This window comes from Rhizobium sp. M1 (genome assembly GCF_002531805.1).
Taxonomy (GTDB): Bacteria; Pseudomonadota; Alphaproteobacteria; order Rhizobiales; family Rhizobiaceae; genus Rhizobium; species Rhizobium etli_C.
In genome coordinates this window covers 38,620-62,292 of sequence record NZ_NWSW01000021.1, presented here as the reverse complement: position 1 = coordinate 62,292, position 23,673 = coordinate 38,620, and the positions used below count along the sequence as shown (strand labels likewise).

The window sequence follows — 23,673 nt, the reverse complement described above, 5'->3', positions numbered from 1 at the left end:
AATGCTCTTGCATTGTCCGAAAGGACCCTTTAGAGGATCGCCCACGCAAGCGGCACCGCCGCTTCTGCCACGCACCCGTAGCTCAGCTGGATAGAGCACCAGACTACGAATCTGGGGGTCAGGAGTTCGAATCTCTTCGGGTGCGCCATTTTCCTTTTCATGTCGAGTGCCACGCTATTTTGCCTTTTTGGCCATTAAGTTGCCTTTGGGGCGGGGATGCTGACTTTTTCGAACGGTTTCAGCATAATCAGACCGAAAATCGGTTTCGCAGATGTTGGAATTGTCGCGACGCGATTAAATTCCTGAAATCAACCGCGCGACTCTGGCGAGCGGATTGCCGAATGGCGGCTGGCGAACGGAACCTGTAAACGCATAGGCTTGAAAGCTGATGACAGAAATATCCGTTCCATATGGTCGAATGGGGTTCCGCCCGGAAGGTGGTACCGAATACGATCTCGAAATCACGTCGACACGCCTGGGGCTTGAGACAGTGGTTCCCTATCGCGGCGGCACGCTCGGGCTAAACCTGGTGATACAGGCAGCACCTTTGCCAGATGGTAACAAGGGGCCACGCTTTTATACAAACGAGATAGACCTGCCGTCATCGACCTTTGCATCTCGCGACGCGGCGATGCTGGACGGCTTCCGCATTTCGCACGATTACGAAGAGACCGGCGACGACACATTTCCGGCCCTACTTTATGTCACAGAGACGGCTTCTCACGATAGCGTGGATCGACTCGATCTCAGCCTGAACCACCTTGGCGGCGGTCGTTACAGGGTGCGCGCGTCTGGCAAGACTGAATTTTTTGCAGCTTTTGAGATCGATACGGTCGTCACTTTGGAACTCATCACGCTGAGGCACGACTATGGCCGCGTCGAGCCTGAAGTTGAAGAGGCGTTGGACAGGTTCGTTGATCGCAGCGCCGTCGATGTCGGTTGGGAACTAGAATTTAAAGAGCCGGACCGCTATCGCCTTGATGCGCGCTTTCGACATACGTGAGTGAGCAACAACAATGCGATCCTAGAAAATATGACGAGTAAAATAGCTTGGCAAAAAAGGCGCTTTACTGTAACCAGTGAAATTTAACCTATTGATTCTCAATGAGCTATATTACATTCAAAGGTAAATTTGCGTGGCAATCAACATTTCATTATCTGAAGTTCCGCATGGCTCCTGAACGGTAACGTCATCTGGTGTGCTCTCCGCCGGGTCGCGACCAGACGCTGCAGCTCTTCCGGTCCCTGCGGAGGAGCTGTGCCCGGTAACCGATGTGAGCGGAGGAGTTTGTCGTGACAATCTCAGACTTATTGACGGTCTCCAACCGACATCAATTTTCCTTGCCGGACTTTCAAAACGGCGATGAAATTAGGTTCCCCGGCGCTTTGGTGTCGGCATTGCTTGATCGGTTTACAAAACCAGGAGACGCCGTCTTCGATCCCTTTGTCGGCTTGGGAACGACGTTCTTCGTCTGCGAGCAGAGCGGCAGGTTGCCTTATGGGATAGAAGCCGACCGGCAGCGATATGAATGGGTCAGGGAACGCATCACGGCAAAGCATCATCTCATCTGCGGTGATAGCGCCGAGCTGGCAGCCTTCGATTTTCCCGAGATGGATTTTTGCATCACATCGCCGCCATACATGCCCCATTGGCATAAATGGAACCCGCTTTATAACGGCGATCCCGATTATGACGGCTATGATGTCTACCTGAAACGAATGCAGGAAATATACGGCCGGATCTGCAAACGCATGAAGGCAGACGCCTATCTTGTCGTTCAAGCCGACAATCTGACCAGCGAACAATTCTCTCCCCTTGTCTGGGATCTGGGAAGAGCTTTGTCAGAGGTCATGACTCTTGAAGGGGAAATTATGGTGAATTGGTCTGAAGCAGTGGAAAGCGGCAACCAGTTCACCCAGTGCCTCGTGTTCAGGAATACAGGCGGATGAAATCAAGTTTGCCGCAGTCGCTCCATCTCTCTGCCCCAAGGCAGCGAAGCGAAAAACTATTGCTCGGCCGGGTGGTCTCTCTCGTAGGCTTCTCTTTCTTCCTTCCCGAACAAGGATGAGTAAAAGCCGCTGCAAACCAGATATGAGCACTCATCCGGATTGCCCGTTTGCCATCCGGGCTGGCAGAGGACGACTCGATGGAATTTGGCGTTGCAAAGTCCGTGGTTTGCCAAGAGCCGCGGGTCGTTTCCGAAATACGCGCTTATGGCTGCCTCGCGAGTCCATGCAGGAACGACTTTCCAATCAGCGGCGCCGCCCTCAGCGCTGACATTGCCGGTCGCACAGAACGACCAATTCGATATCACGACCGGCTGATCGCAGGCAAAAGCCTGGGCGGCGCTTCCCAGCAAGATTGAAACCAGGGCCAGCAGCCGCTGGCCATAGATCATCGCGCCCTTCTCCCTCATACCGAACGTTCGCATCCTGGCCTCCAACCGTGTGCAACTGCCTGTCGCCGTCTGACGGGATCAGGTGAAATCAAAAAGACTAAGATTATTTTCCTAGTTCATGAAACGTTCTTACGCTAGATTGTTCGCCGTTGCAACCATGGAATGTTGAATGTCGAAGATTATTGTAACGAGTAGCGATGTCGCCGCTTGCGCCGGACCTTCCCTCCACAGGCGTCAAAAAACGAGTTCTTCCGGCGTTTCCCGCAAGGACGGGCTGGCAGCCGAGGCGAGGGCCTGATGGCGGAATTCAACCCTCGTGACAAGAGCCGCGCCAGTGCCGGCAAGACGCGGTCGCTCGTGCGCAAACATACCGCGCCGCCGAGCGCGAGCGATGACGGCAGCCTTCGTTGGCAATGGTTGACGATCCAGCTGCTGGAATCGCCGGCCTTCACCTCTCTGAGCGCGAATGCCAGCCGCGCCTTCTTCCGCATCATCATCGAGCACACGGCGCACGCCGCCCTGGCAAATGGCAGGCTTGTCGTGACCCATCCGCAGTTCGTCTCTTACGGCGTCACCGGCGAATATGTGGCCGACGCGTTGGATGAGCTGGCCTATAAGGGGCTGATAAAAGTTCGCCGCGGCCGGGCGGGAAACGGCGTCGCCCATCCCAATCGGTTTACGCTGACCTTTGTCGGTGACCATGAAGGCGCGCCGCCCACGAACGATTGGCGGCTATGCACGGCGGAGCGGTGCCGGAAGTGGTCGGAGGTCGACCGCAAGCTTGCCGCCGACAAACGCGGTCGGGTCGGCAGGAAGAAAAAAACGCCACTTCGGGATCCCGAAATTCCCCCGCTTCGGGATCCCGAAATTCGCCCCGCCTCGTGAGCGCTCGGGGCGAGGGAAGAGGCAATGATTTCAAAGCCGCAACCAATTTCGGGATTCCGCAGTGCTATATAGATTCTGGTGGGGAACTCCTCATCAGCCCGCAAGATAAGACCACGATCTGGCGGAGCAGTAGCCTGCTGCCGGCATGCCTAGTTTCGCGCAACCTTGCTGGTGTATCCGCGAGCGTGACGATGTTTGACGCGCTTTCGGCCGGAGGAATGCATGGTGATGGGAATTTTTCGGGCTCTGGGCGCCGCGGCGATGATGGCGGTTCTTTCCGGCTGCGTCGATCATGCCAACGAGCCGGTGCTGCTGGCCGTCGGCGTGCCCGTCAATCCGCCGGCCGTTGCACACGGCCTCTGCATGACCGACGGCAATGCGATGTATGACGAGGCGAAGCGCCAGTATGAGCTGCGCGCCCAGCTGACCGGATATGCGCAGGCTGATGCGCTCGAAGCGGAAACGACGGCGCGCGCCGCCGCCCATCGGCAATATGTCGCCTGCCTCTCCGGCCAAGGCTACCGCACATTATACGCGAATTGAGAACAGAGAATTCATATTTCCTGGCCGGCGCTGTCGGCGCCCTTCGCCTGATTGCGGCTTTTCACAATTTATCGCGATAAGGTCACGCCGGATCGCCTGCAATCACGAGTTTTGGAAGCCGCGCGTGATCGCGGAACCCCGCCGGTCGCAAAGGCATTTTCGCAGGGTAAATCCACGAAGGAGGGTTTATCATGAAAATATTCAGTCTTGTCCCTTTGACCGCCGCCCTCGGCACTCTTGTCGCCCTCGCGGCGATCCCTCCTGCTGAGGCCGCACCCGTTCCCATGCTTCGGCCGGCCATCGTCTCGCCGGCCCCGTCAGACGTGAAAGCAGTGCAATATAAGGCACATGCCGGCACCTGGCACGGCTATCGGGGCTTTGCCACGGAACGTCCCGGCACCCGCCGCCATTCCGATGGCTATTGGTATCCGCTGGCCGCCTTCGGCGTCGAAGCCGGCACGACCGGCTCGATCATTCGCCAGCCCGTCAACAGGCCGGTGGCTCCGACAATGTGCAACCCTACGTTTTCGGGATCGATCGGGCCTGGCAGCATGCCCTGCGATAACGGCTATTGAGCCGGCAAAGGAAAGAGGCGGCGACAAGCCGCCTTTTTCTCGCTCGGGGGCGCCGCTCACATGTTCGTGACCTCTGTTGCGGTGCGGTAGTATGTGACAGATCCGCTTCCTAACTCCTCGGCGTAAATTCCCTCACATCCTCCCAAGGAGACGATCATGATCTCGACGTTCAAGAGCGGCCTGGCGGCCGCGGCCCTCGGCGCAATGCTCGGCCTTTCCTCGTTCTCGGCCGAAGCGGCTCCCCTCCAGTCGAGTGCGACGGAGCAGGGCGCGGTCAAGCAACCGGTTGTCCAGGAAGAAACCCCGGTGCAGCACGACAGGCGCACCACCGGTTCGATCGGCGAGCGCGGTCCTGGTACCATGGCTTCACCCTACATGATGAACCCGAAGAAGCCGCTGAACATGGATTGCAAGCTCGGCTTCAACCCGACTAGCAGCTCCAGCTGCAACTATTGAGGCCTCGCGATCGGGCTGAGGGGCGGCTTCCGGGCCGCCCCTTTCCATGTGGACAGCGGCCGGAACGCGCCAGCCTTTCGCGCGAGCGCCCGCCATGTCAATGATGGCAAAAAGCCATGGATGCGCAAACAGGCCGGGCGCCGATTAAAAAAATCGTCGCAAACGCCGGCTCACACAGGCGATTGACGTCTCTGCCTTGGAATTGCCATGCTGGCCGCGATGGTCGCATTGATACTCAATTGAATTTCAGACAGGTGGAACAGTCATGACCGCAAAGGCTGCATGCTCCGATTTCCTGCATTTTTTCCGCTCCTGGATCAGCAACCCGCTTCGGGTGGCGGCCATCGCGCCGTCGGGGGATTCCCTGGCCAGGATCATGACCAGCGAAATTGCCGCACTGGATGGGCCGATCATCGAGCTCGGCCCGGGCACCGGCGTGTTCACCCGGGCGCTGCTCGCCCGCGGCGTCAGCGAGGCGGATCTCACCCTGATCGAATATGGGCCTGAATTTATCGATGCGCTGCAGGCGCGGTTCCCGGCGGCGCGCGTATTGCAGATGGATGCCGCCCACCTTGCCCAGGCCGATATTTTCGAGGACGAACCGGTCGGCGCCGTCATCAGCGGCCTGCCGCTTCTGTCCATGTCACCGCGCAAGATCGCCTCGATCCTTGCCGGCGTCTTCACCTATATGCGGCCGGGTGGGGCGGTCTATCAGTTCACCTATGGCCCGCGCTGTCCGGTGCCGCGGCCGATCCTCGACCGCCTCGGCCTGAAGGCCGTGCGCATCGGCGGCACGGTGCGCAATCTGCCGCCCGCCTCCGTCTACCGCATTTCCCGCCGCAAGCCGCTGGACCTTTCCCGCGAGCGCCTGCGATACCGCGACAGCGACGCGGAACTCGACGTCGCCGCCTTTTCCGGCGAAACGGGCGCCTGAACGGCAGGCGTTAACATAGGAGCGCCGGCATCCGCTCCGGCGGCGCCTTGACACCATGTTTCCGGCGCCATCCCTGTTATGTCAGTGGCACCATCCTATATCTCAAGCGTTGCAGCGCCCGCATTGCCGATACCGCGGCGACGGGCGGCTCACCATCAGCTTGCCAGCGCCAAGGGCAGGGCGGACAGTCGTGCTTCGAAAGCCGCTTCCAGCCGCGGCAACCGGGGGGCGGGCAGCGTTCCGCCGTCCCGCAGACTTCAAACCATTTCATTGACCAAGAGAGGAAAGATCATGGCCAGTTACAACGCAGCCAAGTCAGGCACCTTCAGGATCGGCGGCGAGATCGAGGTCAATCGTCTCGGTTTCGGCGCCATGCGCGTCACCGGCAGGGGCATCTGGGGCGAGCCCGAAGATCACGCCGAATCGATCCGCACGCTGAAGCGCCTGCCGGAGCTTGGCGTCAATTTCATCGATACGGCCGATTCCTACGGTCCCGACGTCTCCGAATGGCTGATCAGGGAGGCGCTGCATCCCTATGGCGGCAAGTCGGTCGTCGCCACCAAGGGTGGCCTGACCCGGCACGGCCCCGACATCTGGCTGCCGGTCGGCCGTCCCGAATATCTGATCCAGCAGGTGCATAAGAGCCTGCGCAATCTCGGGCTCGAGCAGATCGCTCTCTGGCAGCTTCACCGCATCGATCCGAAAATCCCGGCCAGGGAACAGTTCGATGCGATCAGATCGCTGCTCGATGCCGGCCTGATCCGCCATGCGGGCTTGAGCGAAGTCTCCGTCGCCGAAATCGAGGCCGCCTCGAAACACTTCAAGGTCGCCACCGTCCAGAACCGCTACAATCTCGTCGATCGCACCAGCGAGGACGTGCTCGATTATTGCGCCAAGCACAATATCGGCTTCATCCCCTGGTATCCGCTGGCCGCTGGCGATCTTGCCAAGCCCGGCTCGCTGCTCGATACGATCGCCAGGAAGCACAATGCCGCGCCGAGCCAGATCGCGCTCGCCTGGGTGCTGAAGCGCAGCCCGGTGATGCTGCCAATCCCCGGCACGTCCAAGGTCAAGCATCTGGAAGAAAACGTCGCGGCCGTCGACATCGCGCTCACCGACGAGGAGTTTTCGGCGCTGGATGCCGAAGGCCGGAAGCTGTTCAAGGCGGCTTGAGGGGACGACGGCAGCCGATGAGAGTGCGCTTGGCTTGCCCCTCACCCTAACCCTCTCCCCGTTTTACGGGGAGAGGGACGTGCCCTGCGAGAGGTTGGTGGGGAACGGAGAGGTCGCGGCATATCCCCTTCGCCCCGCGAGCGGGGAGAAGGTGGCGGCAGCCGGGTGAGGGGCGCCCGTCGGCGATCAACGAGGCCACATTTTTCAGCAGAATTTGACCATCCGGTCAAACATGCCGCAAAATGAGGCGGCGATCTGTTATTTTAAGGGCAAGCATTGCGCTGAATGCATTGCTGCATTGCGGTATTTTCGCTATTCCCGATCAAATGAATGGGCTATCAATATCTCCGTAAGCAGCGCACTCCTCCTCCCAGCGCTCTTACATCGGACTGACAACACTCCTCCTCCCAGTTGTCAGTCAGGATCAAGAGCCTGGCGCACCTCCTCCCGCGCCAGGCTCTTTTCTTTTTCCGCTCAAGCTTTCCAGCGCATCCGGTTTGACTCGGCAGGCGTCGTCGGACTATTTGAATGGGCGCCGCCTGTCGGTGCGCGAACCGGTTGGAGTTTGATCATGATCGGCAAATGGCGCGCCTCGTATGCGGCCCTGACAGGTCTTCTGGCTGCAGCGCTTGTGCTCACCGGCTGTGGCGGCAGGCCGGTCGGCGTCATGCAGGCGGCCGGCACCGTGCCGCCCGGCACCTCGAAGGTCGATCTGCTCGTGGCGACGACACGCGCCCCCGACAACAATCCTGCGGTGCTTTTCTCCGGCGAGCGCGGCACGGGGCTTGCCGTCAACGCCGTCGATGTCTCCATCCCGCCGGATGCCAATCGCAAGATCGGCCAGGTGCAATGGCCAAGGCGGCTGCCGGCCGATCCCTTACGCGATTTCGTCACCGTTTCCGTCGATCCGCTCGAGGGCGAGCGGGCGGGCGAGACCTGGTTGAAAACCCATATGCCGAAGAGCCGCCGTGTGCTCGTCTTCGTGCACGGCTTCAACAATCGCTACGAGGACGCCGTCTACCGCTTCGCCCAGATCGTCCATGATTCCCATGCCGACGTCGCCCCCGTCGTCTTCACCTGGCCCTCACGCGCCAGCATCTTCGATTACAATTACGACAAGGAAAGCACCAACTATTCCCGCGACGCGCTGGAGGAGCTGCTGACCCGCACCGCCACCAACCCCGCCGTCAGCGATGTCACCATCATGGCGCATTCGATGGGCACCTGGCTCACCGTCGAAGCGCTCGGGCAGATGGCGATCCGCAACGGTCATGTGGCCTCCAAGATCAACAATGTCATCCTCGCTTCGCCCGATCTCGATGTCGACGTCTTCGGCCGCCAGTTCGTCAGCCTGGGCAAGGACAGGCCGCATTTCACCATCTTCGTCTCGCAGGACGATCGTGCCTTGGCGCTGTCGCGGCGCATCTCGGGGAATATCGATCGGCTCGGCCAGATCGACCCGTCGGCCGAGCCTTATCGCAGCAAGCTCGAAGCGGCCGGCATCACCGTTCTCGATCTCACCAAGCTCAAGGGCGGCGACCGGCTGAACCATGGCAAATTCGCCGAAAGCCCCGAAGTGGTGAAGCTGATCGGCGACCGGCTGATTGCCGGCCAGACGATCACCGATTCCAATGTCGGCCTTGGCGAAGCGGTCGGCGCGGTGGCGATGGGCGCTGCCCAGACCGCCGGAAGTGCCGTCAGCGTCGCCGTCAGCACACCGATCGCGATCTTCGATCCGCGCACCCGCCGAAATTACGATGCCCAGCTGAAACGTCTCGGCCAGTCGATGGACAATACCGTCGGCTCGGTCGGCGACAGCGTCGGTGCCGGCCTGCCCGCAAGCCAGTAAAAATTCCACCTCTAGGCATCGCCGCCGATGTGATATATCAGATTCGTGACGGCGCTCTTGTCTGCCGTGCGGGCGGGTGATGGCATGGCGGATGAGACGAAGAAGAGGGTTGTTGTTGTCGGCGCCGGCGTGATCGGCGCCTCGATCGCCTTCGAATTGCAGCGGCGCGGCTTTGCGGTGACGCTGGTCGACAAGGGTGAGCCGGGACGCGGCACCTCTTTCGGTAATATGGCGAGCATCGCGCTCGATTTTGCTGCCGGTTCCGGTCCTTCGACCTGGAAGAAAATGCCCGGCTGGCTACTCGATCCCGAAGGTCCGGTCTGGCTGCGGCCCTCCTATGCAGCGAGAATCCTGCCCTGGTTTCTGCGTTTCCTCGCCGCCGGCCGCCCGTCGCGCCTCAGAGAAATCGAAGATGCCGGCATGAGCCTGTCGCAGCGCGCGCTCGGCGATTTCAGGGAGATGCTGCAGGCGATCGGCGCCTCCGAACTGATGACGGAGGAGGGGTGTCTGGCGATCTACGAGACCGAAGCGGAATTTGCCGCCGACCGCGGCCATCTTGCCATGATGCAGCGTTACGGCTTCGAATTCGAGGTGTTGAGCAACGGCGCCATCCAATATTATGAGCCGGCTCTTTCGCCTGTCATCGCCAAGGCGGTGCTGCTGCCCGACAACAAGTCGATCCGCGATCCCTATGGACTGGTGGTCAAACTGGCCGAGGCGGCCAAAGCCGCGGGCGCGGCCTTTGTCTCCGGCGCCGTCAGGAACATCGAGCGCAAGGGCGATGGCGCCGTCGTCGTCCTCCTGGACGATGGCCGCCGTCTCGAGGCCGATTCCGTCGTGCTCGCCGCCGGCGTCCACACCCGTTTTCTGGCCGAAAAGCTCGGCGAGCCGATCCCGCTCGAAACCGAGCGCGGCTATCACACGCAAATCATGAAGCCGGGCATCTCCATGCGCTATTCGGTGATCTGGCCAGCGCGCGCCTTCATGGTGACGCCGACGGCCGGCGGCATCCGCGTCGGCGGCAATGTCGAACTCGCCGGTCTCGATGCCGCACCCGATTTCCGCCGCCCCCGCGTGCTGGTGCGCCACGCCCAGCGCGCACTGCCCGGGCTGAAACTCGAGGAGGCGACGGACTGGATGGGCCATCGCCCGGCGCTGCCCGATACGATCCCGATCATTTCGCCGTCGTCGAAGATGCCGGGTGTTTTCTATGCGACCGGCCACGGCCATCTCGGCCTGACCTATGCCGCGACGACAGCGCGGCTGATCGGCGATATGGTGACCGGCATTGAGCCGCCGGTCGACCTGACCCCGTTCCGCATCGACCGATACTGAATGAGAACCGCTACCTCGGAACCGGAGTTTTCGATATGAGATGGAAGCGCACGATCCAGCTGCTGGATGTCCACGCCGAAGGCGAAATCGGCCGCGTCGCGATCGGCGGCGTGCCGAAGATCCCGGGCGAGACCATCGCCGCCCAGCTGCATTGGCTGAACACCGATCCGAAGGGCGACGAGCTGCGCCGCTTCCTCTGCCTGGAGCCGCGCGGCGCCCCGATCGGCTCGGTCAATCTGCTGCTGCCGGCGCGTCATCCGGAAGCGGACGCCGCCTTCATCATCCTGCAGCCCGACCAGGCGCATGCGAGTTCCGGCTCGAACTCGATCTGCGTGACGACGGCGCTGCTCGAAGCCGGCATCGTCGAGATGCAGGAGCCGGAGACGATCGTGACGCTGGAAACCGCCGCCGGCCTCGTCAAGGCGACGGCGACCTGCCGCAACGGGCGCTGCGAGAAGGTCAAGCTCACCATGGTGCCGTCCTTCGTGCATGAACTCGACGTCGAGATCGACACGCCGCATTGGGGCAAGATCAAAGCCGATCTCTGCTATGGCGGCATCTTCTATGCGCTGGTCGATGTCGGCCAGATCAATCTCAAGATCGAGAAGGCCAATGCCGCCGGCCTCGTCCAGGCCGGCATGATCCTCAAGGAGCTGATCAACCGCGACATCAAGGTCGTCCATCCCGAAATCCCGGCAATTTCAGGCGTCGCCTATGTGATGTTTCGCGATACCGAGGCCGACGGCACGGTGCGCACCTGCACCACCATGTGGCCGGGCCGGGCGGACCGCTCGCCCTGCGGCACCGGCAATTCCGCCAACCTCGCCGCGTTGCATGCCCGCGGCAAGGCGAAGGCCGGCGACGTCTTCACCTCGAAATCGATCATCGGCTCTGAATTCGAAGTCGGGCTGCAGGCGCTGACCGAGGTCGCCGGCCGCCCCGCGGTCATCCCCACCATCACCGGCCGCGGCTTCACCTTCGGCCTCACCCAGGTGGCCCTCGACCCCTTCGACCCGCATCCCGCAGGCTTCGCGCTGACGGATGTCTGGGGGCCGTCGGCGGGGGAGATTTGAGTGGGCAGAGGCGTAATGACCTCGCCTGCAGCTCGCTCGCCAAAGGCCCCTTTTAGCGTTCCGCCTCTTGCAACAGCCCGTTGAGGCGGGTGGCCCAGAGTTTGTTGCCCTCTCGGAACGGTCCAAGCGCATCGCCGGCAGATTCCGGAAGGCTGCTGGCGGCAGCGGCAAGACGGCGAGCCTGCTGGATATTCCCCACGGCCATGTGGCAGCAGGCCTGAATGCGCATGAGCGCCGGCCAGTCGGGCCGCGCCTTCAGCGCAGCACGCCCCACGTCGAGCGCGCCCTCGATATCGTCCGAAAAGAACCGCGCGAGCATCAGCAGACTGAACCAGACCCCGTTCTGCGGATCATGCGGGTTGAGTTCGAGGCCGCGCGACAAAGGTTTGCGTGCGCCGGCCGCATCCCCGGAAAAGAGCCGGGCCATGCCGAGGACGAGATGCCCCAGGGCGAAGCTCGAACCGAGCTCGATCGACCGTTCCGCGGCGAGGATCGCCTGGTCGGCTCTGCCCGTATAGGCCGACACGATCGCCAGCGCATAATGCGAATAGGGGTTTCGCGCGTCGAGATAGATCGCCCGCAGGGCGGCACTCAATCCCTCCTGACCGTCCGCGGCGGGATCGTCCGTCCAGCCATAGGCGATGAGGCCGGCGTTTACCCGCGCCCGCCAGATCTGCGCCTCCGGAAGCATGGGGTCGAGTTCGGCGGCCTCGCGGAAAAATCGTCTTGCCAGAAGGTGGGTTGGCTGTGAGACCTTGTGGAAATTGAATGTGCCTTGCCGGACAAGGTCCCAGGCCGTGATGTTGCCGGTGTGCGGAGCGACCGCAAGCCCGTGGCGCAACAACAACTCCGGTTCGACCGCCGCGGCGATCCGCTCGGCGATGGCGTCTTGCACCGCAAATATCTCGGCCAGCTGAAGATCGTAGTGTTCGGACCAGACGGTCGCGCCCTTGGCCGCGTCGGCGAGGTGCACCGATATCCGGATCCGGTCGCCGGCATACCGGATCGCCCCGTCCACCAGAAAATTGACACCGAGTTCGTGCCCGACGGCGCGCGGATCCCTGGAGCCGTTCCATCTTGCGAAACTCGCTCCGCGTGACGCGACGCGCAGCCATCTGAACCGGGTGAGCGCGATGATCAGGTCGTCGGCGATACCGTCGGCCAGATATTGTTTCTCAGCATCGCCGCCCAGATTTTCAAAAGGCAGGACTGCAATCCCGGGGTTGGGTTCGGCTCGCGCATGCCATCCGCTGTCGGCTCCGTCGCTTGCACTCTCCACCCGGCCGGAAAACCTGTAGCCGAGCCGTGGGACGGTGACGATCCATTCGCCGCCGTCGGACGCGGGGCCGAGCAGCTTGCGAAGGGCCGCAATCTGAACCGAAAGGTTACTTTCCTCGACGGCCAATCCCGGCCAAACGGCATCCATCAGGGCCGATTTGGAGACGACACCCCCTTGTGCCGCAAGCAGAACGGCAAGCAGCGAAGCGCCGCGGGCGCCAATGGCGACAGGCCGGTCGTCACGAAGCAGGCATCCGTTCTCGGCAATGAACTCGAAGTGGCCGAATGCAAGGTGTGGGGTGTTCATGGCCGGCCATGATACGCCGATTTCGCAGTTTTTCGGAACTTTTCGGTCTCTCTTCAGGACTTGCGCCGGCTGAGCGCGCAGGGTCTGTTTCATCGCCGCGATGGAAAAGGTGAGCGCCATGAGGAACGAAGCAGCGCAACCGAAAAATCCTCCTGCATTAACCGCGAAAGTCGTAAGCGGGAGCGGCAGCCATGTCGCCAAGCAGGGATCCGTCTACCGGTCGGGCGTCTCCGCGCAGAGCGTCGGATCGACCATGCTGTGGCTCGGGGCGATTTCGCTGCCCGCAGGCAGGCGAACCGGCGCCCATCGCCATGAGGGACACGAGACCGCCCTTCTCATGACCGCAGGCCAGGAGATCGAGATCTGGTCAGGGCCGAAGCTCGAACGCTGCGAAATGGTCCGCCCCGGTGACTACCTGTTCATTCCGGCCGGCGTTCCGCACGTGGCCGTCAATCGCAGCACGGAGGACGCCGAATTCCTCGGAGCCCGCAACGATGCCGCGGCGAACGAGAGCGTCGTTCTGATGCCGGAGCTTGACCACATCGTACCCTAAGGCGCGTCGTCATCCTTGTTCGCTTGTCGCGCACGAAGTCTTTGCTTTTATCCACGCTCCAAACAGGTCGGGAGGTGCATTATGGCCATCATCGAACAACGTCTCGCCGAAATGGGCCTGGAATTGCCCGAGCCTCTAAAGGTTCGCGATGGCCTGCTGCTGCCCTTTGTCTGGGTTCGGGTGTGCGGCGCCCGCGCTTACATCTCGGGTCACGTCGCGTGCAACCGCGATGGCACATTGGCCAACCCTCTCGGCAAGGTCGGCGCCGAGGTTTCGCCGGAGCAGGGTTACGCGTCGGCGCGGCTGGTTGCCCTGGCCCATCTCGCAAGCCTCAAGCGGGCTCTCGGAGACCTCGATCGGGTCACGGCCTGGCTGCGCGTCTTCGCCATGGTGAATGTTGCTCCAGGTTTCAATGAGACGCCCCTGGTCACAAACGGCTATTCCGATCTGATCCTGGAACTGTATGGTCCCGACATCGGCGCGCACGCCCGCTCGTCCATCGGCATGGCCATCCCATTGAATGCGCCGGTAAACTGCGAAGCGGAAGTCGAAATTGACGGTTGATCCCTAGAGCATGATGCCGAAAAGCGTGAGCGGTTTTCGGACGACATCATGCTCTAACTCTTTAATTGAGGACGAAGGGATCGATCTCGGCCTGGTGCTCTCCCTGGGATAGATCACGCCCTTGCGCAGGATGATGCTGGTCATAGGGCCTGGTCTTGCTGGTCTGGATCAGCGCATGGGCGGCCCGCACCCGGTGCGATCCGCAGGATCGGTAGCCGCCAGCCATACGGCACACCGATCAGCCCTCATCCTTCGAGGCCCTTTGGGGCACCTCAGGATGAGGACGGAGAGAGGGCGGCGTTCCGGGGTGCGAGGGGCATCCGCACAATTCGCAAAGCGCTTGATGGGAAGCGCCAACTCTCCTTCCGCCTGATAGACGAACGGATCGTCCCATCAACGGCGCTGCCAAATCCTGTTGCTGACCTGATCCGCGGCGATCTCCTCGATCGGCGCCGGTCTGCCCAGCAGATATCCCTGGCCGATGTCGCAGCCGAGAGCCTGGAGCCGCTGAAGTTGGCTCTCCTCTTCGATGCCTTCGGCCGTTATCGTCACGCCAAGCCCGGTGCCGAGAGCGATGATGGCCTTGATCACCTTGTCCTGCTTGTCATTGGTCTCGAAGGAAGCGACGAAACTCCTGTCGATCTTGATCTTGTCGAACCGGTAGTTGGACAGTTGGGAGAGGCTGGAATAGCCTGTCCCAAAATCGTCGAGGGCGATCCTGACCCCCGCATTCACCAGATCGTCGAGGACAATGCGGGCCGTGACGGCGTCTTGAATGATGGCGCTCTCCGTTACCTCAAGCTCGACCCTGTGCGCGGGCAGGCCGACATCGCCCAGTATCTTGAGAATTCTGAGGCCCAGCAGCCGGTCGCTCAGTTGGATCGGAGAAAGGTTGAACGACAGAACAAGCTCGCTCGGCCAGGAAAGCGCATCGGTGCAGGCGCAGCGCAGCAGTTGGTCCGTCAATTCGACGATCAGACCGGCTTCCTCCGCCACCGGAATAAATTCGCTCGGCGGGATGAATTCGCCGGACGCCGTCTTCCAGCGCGCCAGCGCCTCGAAGCCGATGATCTTGTTCGCCTTCAGGTCCACGAGCGGTTGATAATAGGGAACGATTTCGCCCTTCCGGATGGCTGCGCGCAGATCCCCTTCTATTCTGACCCGTTTCGCCAGCTCGTCCTGCATCGACGGCACGAAGGGCTTCACCAGATTGCGCCCCTGCTTTTTCGCCACATACATCGCACAGTCCGAATGCCGGATGACCTGACCGAGCTCATCGCCGTCCTCCGGATAAAGCGCGAAGCCGACGCTGGCGCCGAGGTCGACGGCGACACCATTGAATGTGAACGGCTTGCCGATCGCGCTGACGATGCGGTTCCCCAAAGCGACAAGATCGGGATTTCCGATGCGCCGCGCCAGAACCATAAACTCGTCGCCACCAAGGCGAAAAACGTGCTCGCGGGGAAAGAGCGACGAGAGCCGCTGAGCAACGGTCTTCAGCACCGCATCACCGTGGTCGTGCCCCAGGAGATCATTGACCTTCTTGAAGCCGTCGAGATCGATGCTGAACACGGCATAGGTTTCCTGTGCCCTTTGATCGATCATCGCCTGCGCGCATATGGACTCCAGGAATCTGCGGTTCGGCAGTTCGGTCAGCGTGTCGTGACAGGCAATCCAATCGACGTTCTTTTCGGCCTGCAGCCTGCGATTAACCTCCCGCGAGAGATCCCGGATTCTCAGCGCGGAATAAATGAGTCCGAGAAACCCGGAGATATTCAGGGCAAGCAGCGCGTGGTCCAGTGGATAGTCGTGATGCTGGTCGACGAACCCGTCCAGCCCCTCATGCCAATCGAAGCGCCAGGAGAGGCCGAAGAGAAGCAGGAAGATCGCGAGCCAGCCCAATATCTCCATCTGGGGTCTGGTTGGTCGGATGCGAGGCATATGAACAGGCTCCCGTTGAGTGAAGAGCCATCATGGCCAGTTCGCAGGACCGCACCGTCCCTGGCGGTGATCGAAGTCCGCCACAACTCATTCGGGCGGAATTATAGAGAGCCGGCTTGCCGTCATCGATCAAGCGCGCACCGACACGTCCTAGAATTTCTGTGAACCTCGAAGGTTAACGTTGGGTTGCCCGGACGAAGGTGCGGGCATTTCGCTGCGCATAACGGATAGCTTTCCCGCAATTCGGATGGGCTTCGCCACGAACAGTCGCAGCGAACATGCACCGCGGATCCGGTTCGCACGGCTGAAACGACGCAAGGCGCTGTTCTCATTCGCCGGCCACGGCAAATCGCGCCAGGGGCCGGACGATCCAAGGGCGTCCGATTTCACTCAGAAAATTCCGCTTGACAATTTTGATGATGAGTATCATTAATCTTATATGATGATGATCGTCATTAAAACTAAAATGACAGAAGCAATGGCGATGGATTGGTGCGAAGCCGCAGCGGAAAATGGCGTTTCTCACCGGGACATCGAGCGGCACTGACAAGGCTCTCAAGCCTGCCGACTTGAGTGGGAGAATGGAGTAAACGATGAACACGTCTGGATACCTGCGGTCGGCTACCTGCTACGCCGAGGCGCCAAACCTCTGGATCAATGTGGGGAAAACCCCTTTCGTCTATCGCGATCTTGGCCCCCAAGGCGGCGTGCCGATCATTCTTCTCAACCACTGGGGCGCAGTGTTGGACAATTTCGATCCCCGGATCGTCGATGGTCTCGCTGCCAAACATCATGTCATTGCGACCAATTACCGGGGGATTGGCGCCTCGGGCGGCACGGCCCCTGTGACCATCGACGAGATGGCGCGTGACGCGATTGCGTTTATCCGGACGCTTGGCTTCGAAAAGGTCGATCTGCTCGGTTTTTCCCTTGGGGGATTTGTCGCGCAGGACATTGCGCTGAAGGCGCCGGAGCTTGTGCGGAAACTCATTCTGACTGGAACAGGCCCGGCCGGCGGCAAGGGGATCGAGAAGGTCGGGGCCATGTCCTGGCCGCTGATCGTCAAAGGCCTGCTGACGCTGCGCGACCCGAAAACCTATCTGTTTTTCACGTCGACGGCCAATGGCCGCCGAGCCGCGAAAGCCTTTCTCGATCGTCTGAAAGAGCGCAAGGCCGGAAGGGACAAGGGGCCGACTCCAAGGGCATTCCTGCGGCAACTCAAGGCGATCAAAGCCTGGGGGCGGCAGGCGCCTCAGGATCTCGGTCGCATCAATATCCCGGTCCTGATCGCCAATGGCGACAATGACATCATCGTCCCGACAATAAACAGCACCGATATGGCCCGGCGCATTCCGGGCGCGCAATTGGTGATCTACCAGGACGCCGGGCATGGCGGGATTTTCCAGAACCACGCCGATTTCGTGCCGAAGGCTTTATCGTTCCTTGGCGCCTGACGCCGCAACAGACTTCGAATTGGAGAAAGCCCCGTGAAGGCATTCGTCGTTGACAAGTACAAGAAGAAGGGCGCTTTGCGCCTGACCAGCCTGCCGGAACCGGAATTGCGGGACAATGATGTCCTTGTCCGGATTCAGGCCACGGCCGTGAACCTGCTGGACTCCAAGGTCCGGGATGGAGAGTTCAAGCTTATTCTCCCCTATCGTCCGCCCTTCGTCCTCGGGCACGACGTTGCCGGAACGGTTGTCAGGACTGGATCCAGGGTCAGGCGGTTCAAGGTGGGTGACGCGGTCTATGCACGGCCGCGCGATCATCGGGTCGGCACATTCGCCGAATTCATTGCCATCGATGAAGCCGATGTGGCGCTGAAGCCGAACAACCTCGGCATGAGCGAAGCGGCGTCCATTCCGCTGGTGGGGCTGACCGCCTGGCAGGCGCTGGTCGAGGTGGGCAAGGTCAAGCCTGGCCAGAAAGTCTTCATTCAGGCCGGTTCCGGCGGTGTCGGCACTTTCGCCATTCAGCTTGCCAAACATCTCGGCGCGACGGTTGCGACGACGACGAGCGCTAAAAATGCCGAGCTGGCGAGAAGTCTCGGGGCGGATGTGGTCATCGACTACAAGACCCAGGATTTCGAGAAGCTCTTGTCGGGTTACGATCTGGTGCTGAACAGTCAGGATCCGAAGACGCTTGAAAAATCTCTGGGCGTGCTGAAGCCGGGTGGCCGGCTGATTTCCATTTCCGGTCCGCCCGATCCCGCATTCGCCAGCGAGCTCGGCCTGAACCTGTTCCTGAAACTGGTGCTGCGCCTGCTGAGCCGAGGGGTCCGCAAAAAGGCGAAGCGTCTCGGCATCGCTTATTCATTCCTGTTCATGCGCGCCGACGGCCAGCAGCTGGGTGAGATTACCCGCCTGATCGAACAAGGCGTCATCCGGCCTGTCGTCGACAAGGTGTTCCCGTTTGAAAAGACCGGGGATGCACTGGCCTATGTCGAGACCGGGCGTACCAAGGGCAAGGTGGTCATTGCGGTCGCGGACTGAGGTCGACCTGCCCGACATGGCGTGCGTTGCGAGACGAACGCCAGCAATATTTCCAAACTCTCGATGAAAGTGACAAATGACCAGCAAGACACTCTTTGAGCCCTCCGTCCTCGGCTCTCTCACCCTATCCAACCGCATCGTCATGGCGCCATTGACGCGCAACCGAGCCGGCGCCGGCTTTGTGCCAGGTGATCTCATTGCCGAATATTATGCGCAACGGGCCTCGGCAGGCCTGATCATCTCGGAGGCGACCCAGATTTCGCAACAGGGTCAGGGTTACCAGGACACGCCCGGCATTTACACGCAGGCGCAGATCGACGGCTGGCGCAAGGTGACCGCCGCAGTGCATGCCAGGGGCGGCCACATCTTCCTCCAGCTTTGGCACGTCGGCCGGGTATCGCATGTCGATCTGCAGCCGTATTGCAAGGCGCCGGTCGCGCCTTCCGCCATCAGGGCCGAGACCAAGACCTTCGTGAACAACGCCTTCGTCGATGTGTCCGAACCTCGGGCGCTCGACCTGGACGAGATCCCCGGCATCGTCGAGAATTTTCGTCGCGCCGCCGCCAATGCGATTGCCGCCGGTTTCGATGGTGTCGAAGTTCATGGCGCCAACGGCTACCTGCTCGACCAGTTCGCCAGGGACGGAGCCAACAGCCGCACCGACGCCTATGGCGGGTCGATCGAAAACCGCGCCCGGCTGATGCTCGAAGTGACGGCTGCCGTCATCGCGGAAGTTGGAGCGGGGCGAACCGGCGTTCGGATTTCACCGGTGTCGCCGGCCAATGGGATATCGGCAACCGATCCGCAGGCGCAGTTCAACCACATCGTCGAAAAGCTCGACGCGATGGGCGTTGCCTATCTCCATGTCGTGGAGGGCGCCACCGGCGGGCCACGTGACATCGCACCCTTCGACTACGAGGCGCTTCGCCGCAGGTTTAAGAATACCTATATCGCCAACAACGGCTACGATCCGGAACTCGCAACGGCCAGGCTGGAGCAGGGGCTGGCGGATCTGTTCGCCTTCGGCAGGCCGTTTATCGCCAACCCGGATTTCGTCGAGCGCCTGAAGATCGGTGCGCCGCTCGCCAATCTCGATATGGCGACGCTCTATGGCGGCGGCGCGGCGGGCTATACGGACTATCCCACCATGGCTGCGCTAGAACAGGATGATTTTATGCCGGGACGACAAAAAATCTAAATCCTGTTCTCAATTAAAGAGTTAGAGCATGATGTCGCCCGAAAACCGCTTACACTTTTCGGCATCATGCTCTGGTAAACGCCTGACGACGATAGGGCCGCACATGCGCGGCCCTATCGTTCCCGCGTCCGGTTTTCGATGGCGTCACGGCAATCCGCCCGGCAGGCCTCGAGCAGTTCGTCCGCCAGCGGTGAATCGTCCGGGCAGGCCCTTGAAAGCACGATGGCGCCGACGGCCTGAGCGAGGATGGCGATGGCTTGCGCCCGCCCGCCGGCGCCGGAAGCGTGATGTTGCGCGATGCCGCCCTCCACCGCGCGCACGAGCTTGTCTATTCCTTCAGCAAAAACGGCCTTCGTTTCTTCAGGCTGGCGAGCGGCATCGCAACCGAGCGCTGCGGCCGTACATCCCTGGCCGCGCCCATCCCGGTGTTCGCGCGCGAGATAAAGTTCCATGACGGCGAGGACGTCATGACCGGCATAGCGCTTCAAGGTCTCGCTCAAACCATTCTCGGTCGACTCCGCGATCAACTCCTCCTTGGAGCGGAAGTGATTGTAGAAGCCGCCATGGGTAAGCCCCGCGCGCTCCATCAACTCCGCCACCCCCACGCCATCGAACCCGCGCTCGCGAAACAGCTCTGACGCGGTGGCGATAATCCGCTCGTAGTTTTCCTGCTTCTTTTCCTTGGTGATCCGCACGTTGCAGCCCTTTCGACGGCCATGCCCAAGCTATGATGTCGTTTATCATTATAGCTTGGTATATTGATGATGTATATCATTAATAACGGAGGCCGGCACAAGGAGTATTTATGGCATGCATAGCGCTTGGCAGGGAATAAGCATCACGGACCTTCCCCCTGCGCGTCCTTTCAGACGCGTAGGGGGAAGGCTGTAGTGCCTTGAATGAGTCAGGAGGGAGACTCCGAGCTAGTAGACGAACGGATCCACCCCGGCCGCCGACTGTGCGCCAGGCTCTTTCGGATAGATCACGCCCTTGCGCAGGATGATGTTGGCATAAAGCCTGGGCTCGCTGGTCTGGATCAGCGCATGGGCGGCCCGCACCCGGCCGTAGAAATCCTGGCCGACGAGCGGCACCACCTGCCGGTGCGGCTCGTGCAGCGCACAGCAGTCGATCATCTCCTCATGCACCGGATCGAGCTTGTCGCGCTCGGCCTTGACGGTCGAGCGGAAGATCGCCTCGGGCACGAAGTCGTCGATCGGCAGCACGCTGAGCACGGCGTTGAGCACCGGAATGAGGCGGTGGCCGTCGAGCCGGATCAGCCGGCGGGCATGTTCGACACCGGGATAATTGCCGTCGACGATGGCGATCTCGTCGCCGTGGCCCATGGCCCGAAGCGTGAAAAGCAGCTCCGGGCTCAACAGCGGATCAAGTCCCTTCAGCATGGTCTACCTCCTTGAAGAGTACGTTCTGGTCTGTGAGGTAACGCGCAAAGATCGGCAGGCTGGCGCCGCCGATGGCGCGCGCCTGCGCGCCGACCGCGCCCTCGATGATTTCGGGCATGACGACGCCCTGCAGGTCGAGCTTGGCGGCTTCGTCGATCGTCGCCTGCACGACGCGGCTGCGCACCCAATGGGGAAAGCCGCCATCGATGACGGCAGCGCTGAAATCGACGATCGAGGCGGCCGCGACGATCGCCTGGGCCAGCGCCTTGGCGCTATCCTGGATCCAGATCTCCATCGGCGCGCCGAAATCCACCCAGTCGTCGGCGGAATACCAGAGCGGCTCGGGATCGATGCCGCGTTCGCGCAGCATGTTTTCCAAAACGAAGATCGAGGCGATCTCGAGCAACTGCTTGGTTTCGCCGTTCCTGTCGCGCACCGGCAGCGGCCCGATGGCGCCCGCCGTGCCGGTACGGCCGGAAAAGATCGCCGAATTCAACACGATGCCGCCGCCGATGAAGGAGCCGATGAAGAAATAGACGAAGTCGGGATAGGAGGGGCCGACGCCGAAGACGAGCTCGGCGCCGCAGGCGCTGGTCGCGTCGTTCTGCAGGAAGACGGGATGGGAGACACGCGCGGCGATATCGGCCTGCAGGTCGACATCCCGCCAGACCTCCATGGCGCCCGGCGGTGCGCCGACTTCCTCGGCCCAGTTCCACAGCTCGAACGGGGCGGCGATGCCGAGGCCGGCAATGCGGCCGCGCTGCTTGTCGTCGAGCCGGCTTTCGATCTCCTCGATGCCAGCCGTGACGAAGGCGAGGATTTCGTGCGGCAGCGGATAGGCATAGGTCTGGTGCAGCTGCATGCGGATGCGGCCGACGAAATCCATCAGCACCAGATCGGCGCTGCGCCGGCCCATCTTCAGGCCGAAGGAATAGACGGCGTCGGGGTTGAGATGCATCGGGATCGACGGCTGGCCGACCCGGCCGCGCACCGGCGCCCCGCGCGACAGCAGCCCTTCTTTTTCCAGCACCCGCATGATGACCGAGACGGTCTGCGCCGACAGCCCGCTGCGGCGCGCGATATCGGCCTTCGACAGCGCGCCGTAGAGGCGCACCAGCGACAGCACGAGCCGTTCGTTATAGGCGCGCACCCTGACCTGGTTCGCGCCCCCGGCCGGATTGAGAATGGGCGGCGGGACCGGTGTGTGTTCCGGCCCATCCAAAGACGACATGGCCGCTCCTCCCGAGCGTTGGCCTCTTGCATGGTTCCCCGGATCGGAAGCGATCCAAGGGGGATTATGCAGCAGCTGAAAGCGGTACTGCGGCCTTGTCTGCGTTTGAAAAGGCGCGGGTACCGTACATCCTAATGCGATTGAGCATGCCACATCGAATTAATAATTCAATTGGATTTATTTATTGACAAGCCGATTTCTTTCGCTCTTAATTGCCCTCGTCAAGGGCACGAGGCGGCTTCGGAAGCGGCAGCGACCGAAGCGAAGTGTCACATCTCGAAAATTCCGGCCCGCACGGGCGGCGCCGGCAAACTCTGGGAGGAGTTCATGAAGAAATCAGTTCTCGCTTTCGGCGCGCTCGCACTCGGCGTCGCCTTTTCCGCGCCGGCCATGGCCGCCGACGTTTCCGCCTGCCTCATCACCAAGACCGACACCAATCCCTTCTTCGTCAAGATGAAGGAAGGTGCGACGGCCAAGGCCAAGGAACTCGGCGTTTCGCTGAAGTCCTATGCCGGCAAGGTCGACGGTGACAGCGAAAGCCAGGTTGCGGCGATCGAAAGCTGCATCGCCGACGGCGCCAAGGGCATTCTGCTGACCGCCTCGGACACCAAGGGCATTGTCTCTTCGGTCAAGAAGGCGCGTGATGCCGGCGTGCTGGTCATCGCACTCGACACGCCGCTCGAGCCGGCCGATGCCGCCGACGCCACCTTCGCCACCGACAACCTGCTCGCCGGCAAGCTGATCGGCCAGTGGGCCAAGGAAACGCTCGGCGACAAGGCCAAGGACGCCAAGGTCGGCTTCCTCGACCTGACGCCGTCGCAGCCGACGGTCGACGTCCTGCGCGACCAGGGCTTCATGATGGGCTTCGGCATCGACCCGAACAACCCGGACAAGATCGGCGACGAAGACGACAAGCGCATCGTCGGCCATGACGTGACCAACGGCAACGAGGAAGGCGGCCGCAAGGCCATGGAAAACCTTCTGCAGAAGGATCCTGGCATCAACGTCATCCACACGATCAACGAGCCGGCCGCTGTCGGCGCCTATCAGGCGCTGAAGGCTGTCGGCATGGAAAAGAACGTGCTGATCGTCTCGGTTGACGGCGGCTGCCCCGGCGTCAAGTCGGTCCAGGAAGGTGTCATCGGCGCCACCTCGCAGCAATACCCGCTGCTGATGGCGTCGCTCGGCATCGAGGCGATCAAGAAGTTCGCCGATAGCGGTGAAAAGCCGAAGCCGACCGAAGGCAAGTCCTTCTTCGACACCGGCGTCTCGCTCGTCACCGACAAGCCGGTTTCCGGCGTCAAGTCGATCGACACCAAGGAAGGCACCGACAAGTGCTGGGGCTAAGCCCGATCTATTGAAAGAGAAGCCGGCCGGGGCTTGATCCCCGGCCGGTTTGGACGGACGATGTGCCGTCACCCCACCGGCTAAGCAACGAACGGATGACTATGGGTGGCGGCCTCTGCGCGGGTTCGGCGCGCGGATGC

The 23,673-nt window shown here is 61.5% G+C and carries 24 protein-coding genes and 1 tRNA gene; 18 read left to right on the top strand and 7 right to left on the bottom strand.

Annotation, left to right across the window (positions count from 1 at the left end; all coding sequences use genetic code 11):
- Window positions 1-71 precede the first annotated feature (71 nt).
- The 3 genes from CO655_RS21070 to CO655_RS21060 all read left to right on the top strand — a co-directional run bounded on the left by CO655_RS21070 (window position 72) and on the right by CO655_RS21060 (window position 1,950).
- A tRNA-Arg gene (locus CO655_RS21070) sits at window positions 72-148 on the top strand.
- A 240-nt stretch (window positions 149-388) separates the two neighbouring features.
- The gene (locus tag CO655_RS21065; protein WP_141514343.1) at window positions 389-1,003 is read left to right on the top strand and encodes a hypothetical protein; all 615 of its coding nucleotides are present in this window, start codon (window positions 389-391) and stop codon (window positions 1,001-1,003) included.
- 290 nt (window positions 1,004-1,293) lie between these two features.
- Window positions 1,294-1,950, top strand: a complete 657-nt coding sequence (locus CO655_RS21060; RefSeq protein ID WP_097666356.1) for a DNA methyltransferase — start codon at window positions 1,294-1,296, stop codon at window positions 1,948-1,950.
- A gap of 56 nt (window positions 1,951-2,006) precedes the next feature.
- On the opposite strand, the gene CO655_RS21055 is transcribed toward CO655_RS21060, so the two are convergent.
- Window positions 2,007-2,432 (bottom strand): hypothetical protein, encoded by a 426-nt coding sequence (locus CO655_RS21055; protein WP_097666354.1) that lies wholly within the window; start codon window positions 2,430-2,432, stop codon window positions 2,007-2,009.
- A 264-nt stretch (window positions 2,433-2,696) separates the two neighbouring features.
- Here CO655_RS21055 and CO655_RS21050 point away from each other — a divergent pair, with 264 nt between their 5' ends.
- From CO655_RS21050 to CO655_RS21010, 9 genes are all read left to right on the top strand, one after another.
- Complete coding sequence (locus CO655_RS21050; RefSeq protein WP_097666352.1) at window positions 2,697-3,284, top strand: hypothetical protein; 588 nt, start codon at window positions 2,697-2,699, stop codon at window positions 3,282-3,284.
- Between the two features lie 222 nt (window positions 3,285-3,506).
- A complete protein-coding gene (locus CO655_RS21045) occupies window positions 3,507-3,827 on the top strand; it encodes a hypothetical protein (protein WP_097666350.1) in 321 nt (106 codons plus the stop codon).
- A gap of 191 nt (window positions 3,828-4,018) precedes the next feature.
- The gene (locus CO655_RS21040; protein WP_010029972.1) at window positions 4,019-4,402 is read left to right on the top strand and encodes a hypothetical protein; all 384 of its coding nucleotides are present in this window, start codon (window positions 4,019-4,021) and stop codon (window positions 4,400-4,402) included.
- A gap of 156 nt (window positions 4,403-4,558) precedes the next feature.
- Window positions 4,559-4,858: a hypothetical protein gene (locus CO655_RS21035; RefSeq protein WP_097606904.1), complete on the top strand. Its 300-nt coding sequence runs from the start codon at window positions 4,559-4,561 to the stop codon at window positions 4,856-4,858.
- 265 nt (window positions 4,859-5,123) lie between these two features.
- Window positions 5,124-5,792, top strand: coding sequence for a methyltransferase domain-containing protein (locus CO655_RS21030; RefSeq protein WP_010029318.1), 669 nt, complete (start codon window positions 5,124-5,126; stop codon window positions 5,790-5,792).
- A gap of 291 nt (window positions 5,793-6,083) precedes the next feature.
- Window positions 6,084-6,965 carry an aldo/keto reductase gene (locus CO655_RS21025; RefSeq protein WP_097666348.1) on the top strand — a complete coding sequence of 294 codons (882 nt, stop codon included), beginning with the start codon at window positions 6,084-6,086 and terminating at the stop codon, window positions 6,963-6,965.
- Between the two features lie 571 nt (window positions 6,966-7,536).
- Window positions 7,537-8,814: an alpha/beta hydrolase gene (locus CO655_RS21020; RefSeq protein WP_097666346.1), complete on the top strand. Its 1,278-nt coding sequence runs from the start codon at window positions 7,537-7,539 to the stop codon at window positions 8,812-8,814.
- 84 nt (window positions 8,815-8,898) lie between these two features.
- Window positions 8,899-10,149 (top strand): FAD-dependent oxidoreductase, encoded by a 1,251-nt coding sequence (locus tag CO655_RS21015; protein WP_097666344.1) that lies wholly within the window; start codon window positions 8,899-8,901, stop codon window positions 10,147-10,149.
- A gap of 35 nt (window positions 10,150-10,184) precedes the next feature.
- Window positions 10,185-11,222 carry a proline racemase family protein gene (locus tag CO655_RS21010; protein WP_097606908.1) on the top strand — a complete coding sequence of 346 codons (1,038 nt, stop codon included), beginning with the start codon at window positions 10,185-10,187 and terminating at the stop codon, window positions 11,220-11,222.
- A 52-nt stretch (window positions 11,223-11,274) separates the two neighbouring features.
- Here CO655_RS21010 and CO655_RS21005 read toward each other — a convergent pair whose 3' ends face one another.
- The gene (locus tag CO655_RS21005) at window positions 11,275-12,807 is read right to left on the bottom strand and encodes a winged helix-turn-helix domain-containing protein (RefSeq protein ID WP_097606967.1); all 1,533 of its coding nucleotides are present in this window, start codon (window positions 12,805-12,807) and stop codon (window positions 11,275-11,277) included.
- A 118-nt stretch (window positions 12,808-12,925) separates the two neighbouring features.
- On the opposite strand from CO655_RS21005, the gene CO655_RS21000 reads away from it, so the two are divergent.
- The gene (locus tag CO655_RS21000; protein ID WP_097606909.1) at window positions 12,926-13,360 is read left to right on the top strand and encodes a cupin domain-containing protein; all 435 of its coding nucleotides are present in this window, start codon (window positions 12,926-12,928) and stop codon (window positions 13,358-13,360) included.
- Window positions 13,361-13,441: 81 nt separating this feature from the next.
- Window positions 13,442-13,924, top strand: a complete 483-nt coding sequence (locus tag CO655_RS20995) for a RidA family protein (protein ID WP_097606910.1) — start codon at window positions 13,442-13,444, stop codon at window positions 13,922-13,924.
- A gap of 61 nt (window positions 13,925-13,985) precedes the next feature.
- Here CO655_RS20995 and CO655_RS33495 read toward each other — a convergent pair whose 3' ends face one another.
- On the bottom strand, window positions 13,986-14,150 hold the full coding sequence (locus CO655_RS33495; protein ID WP_010027657.1) for a hypothetical protein: 165 nt from the start codon (window positions 14,148-14,150) through the stop codon (window positions 13,986-13,988).
- Between the two features lie 167 nt (window positions 14,151-14,317).
- On the bottom strand, window positions 14,318-15,865 hold the full coding sequence (locus tag CO655_RS20990) for an EAL domain-containing protein (protein WP_097666342.1): 1,548 nt from the start codon (window positions 15,863-15,865) through the stop codon (window positions 14,318-14,320).
- A gap of 593 nt (window positions 15,866-16,458) precedes the next feature.
- Between CO655_RS20990 and CO655_RS20980 the strand changes: the two genes are divergently transcribed.
- The 3 genes from CO655_RS20980 (at window position 16,459) to CO655_RS20970 (ending at window position 19,555) form a co-directional block, all read left to right on the top strand.
- Window positions 16,459-17,319, top strand: coding sequence for an alpha/beta hydrolase (locus CO655_RS20980; protein WP_097666340.1), 861 nt, complete (start codon window positions 16,459-16,461; stop codon window positions 17,317-17,319).
- Window positions 17,320-17,352: 33 nt separating this feature from the next.
- Window positions 17,353-18,357, top strand: coding sequence for an NADP-dependent oxidoreductase (locus tag CO655_RS20975; protein WP_010030365.1), 1,005 nt, complete (start codon window positions 17,353-17,355; stop codon window positions 18,355-18,357).
- Between the two features lie 76 nt (window positions 18,358-18,433).
- Entirely contained in the window at window positions 18,434-19,555 is a 1,122-nt protein-coding gene (locus tag CO655_RS20970) for an alkene reductase (protein ID WP_097606913.1), read from the top strand.
- 113 nt (window positions 19,556-19,668) lie between these two features.
- Here CO655_RS20970 and CO655_RS20965 read toward each other — a convergent pair whose 3' ends face one another.
- The 3 genes from CO655_RS20965 to CO655_RS20955 all read right to left on the bottom strand — a co-directional run bounded on the left by CO655_RS20965 (window position 19,669) and on the right by CO655_RS20955 (window position 22,186).
- Window positions 19,669-20,250, bottom strand: coding sequence for a TetR/AcrR family transcriptional regulator (locus CO655_RS20965; RefSeq protein WP_010029896.1), 582 nt, complete (start codon window positions 20,248-20,250; stop codon window positions 19,669-19,671).
- Between the two features lie 228 nt (window positions 20,251-20,478).
- Complete coding sequence (locus CO655_RS20960; protein ID WP_097666423.1) at window positions 20,479-20,955, bottom strand: RbsD/FucU domain-containing protein; 477 nt, start codon at window positions 20,953-20,955, stop codon at window positions 20,479-20,481.
- Window positions 20,939-22,186 carry an ROK family transcriptional regulator gene (locus CO655_RS20955; RefSeq protein WP_097606915.1) on the bottom strand — a complete coding sequence of 416 codons (1,248 nt, stop codon included), beginning with the start codon at window positions 22,184-22,186 and terminating at the stop codon, window positions 20,939-20,941. Before CO655_RS20955 ends, CO655_RS20960 begins: the two co-directional genes overlap by 17 nt.
- A 327-nt stretch (window positions 22,187-22,513) precedes the next feature.
- Here CO655_RS20955 and CO655_RS20950 point away from each other — a divergent pair, with 327 nt between their 5' ends.
- Window positions 22,514-23,533, top strand: a complete 1,020-nt coding sequence (locus tag CO655_RS20950) for a sugar ABC transporter substrate-binding protein (RefSeq protein WP_097666338.1) — start codon at window positions 22,514-22,516, stop codon at window positions 23,531-23,533.
- The last annotated feature ends 140 nt before the right edge of the window (window positions 23,534-23,673 follow it).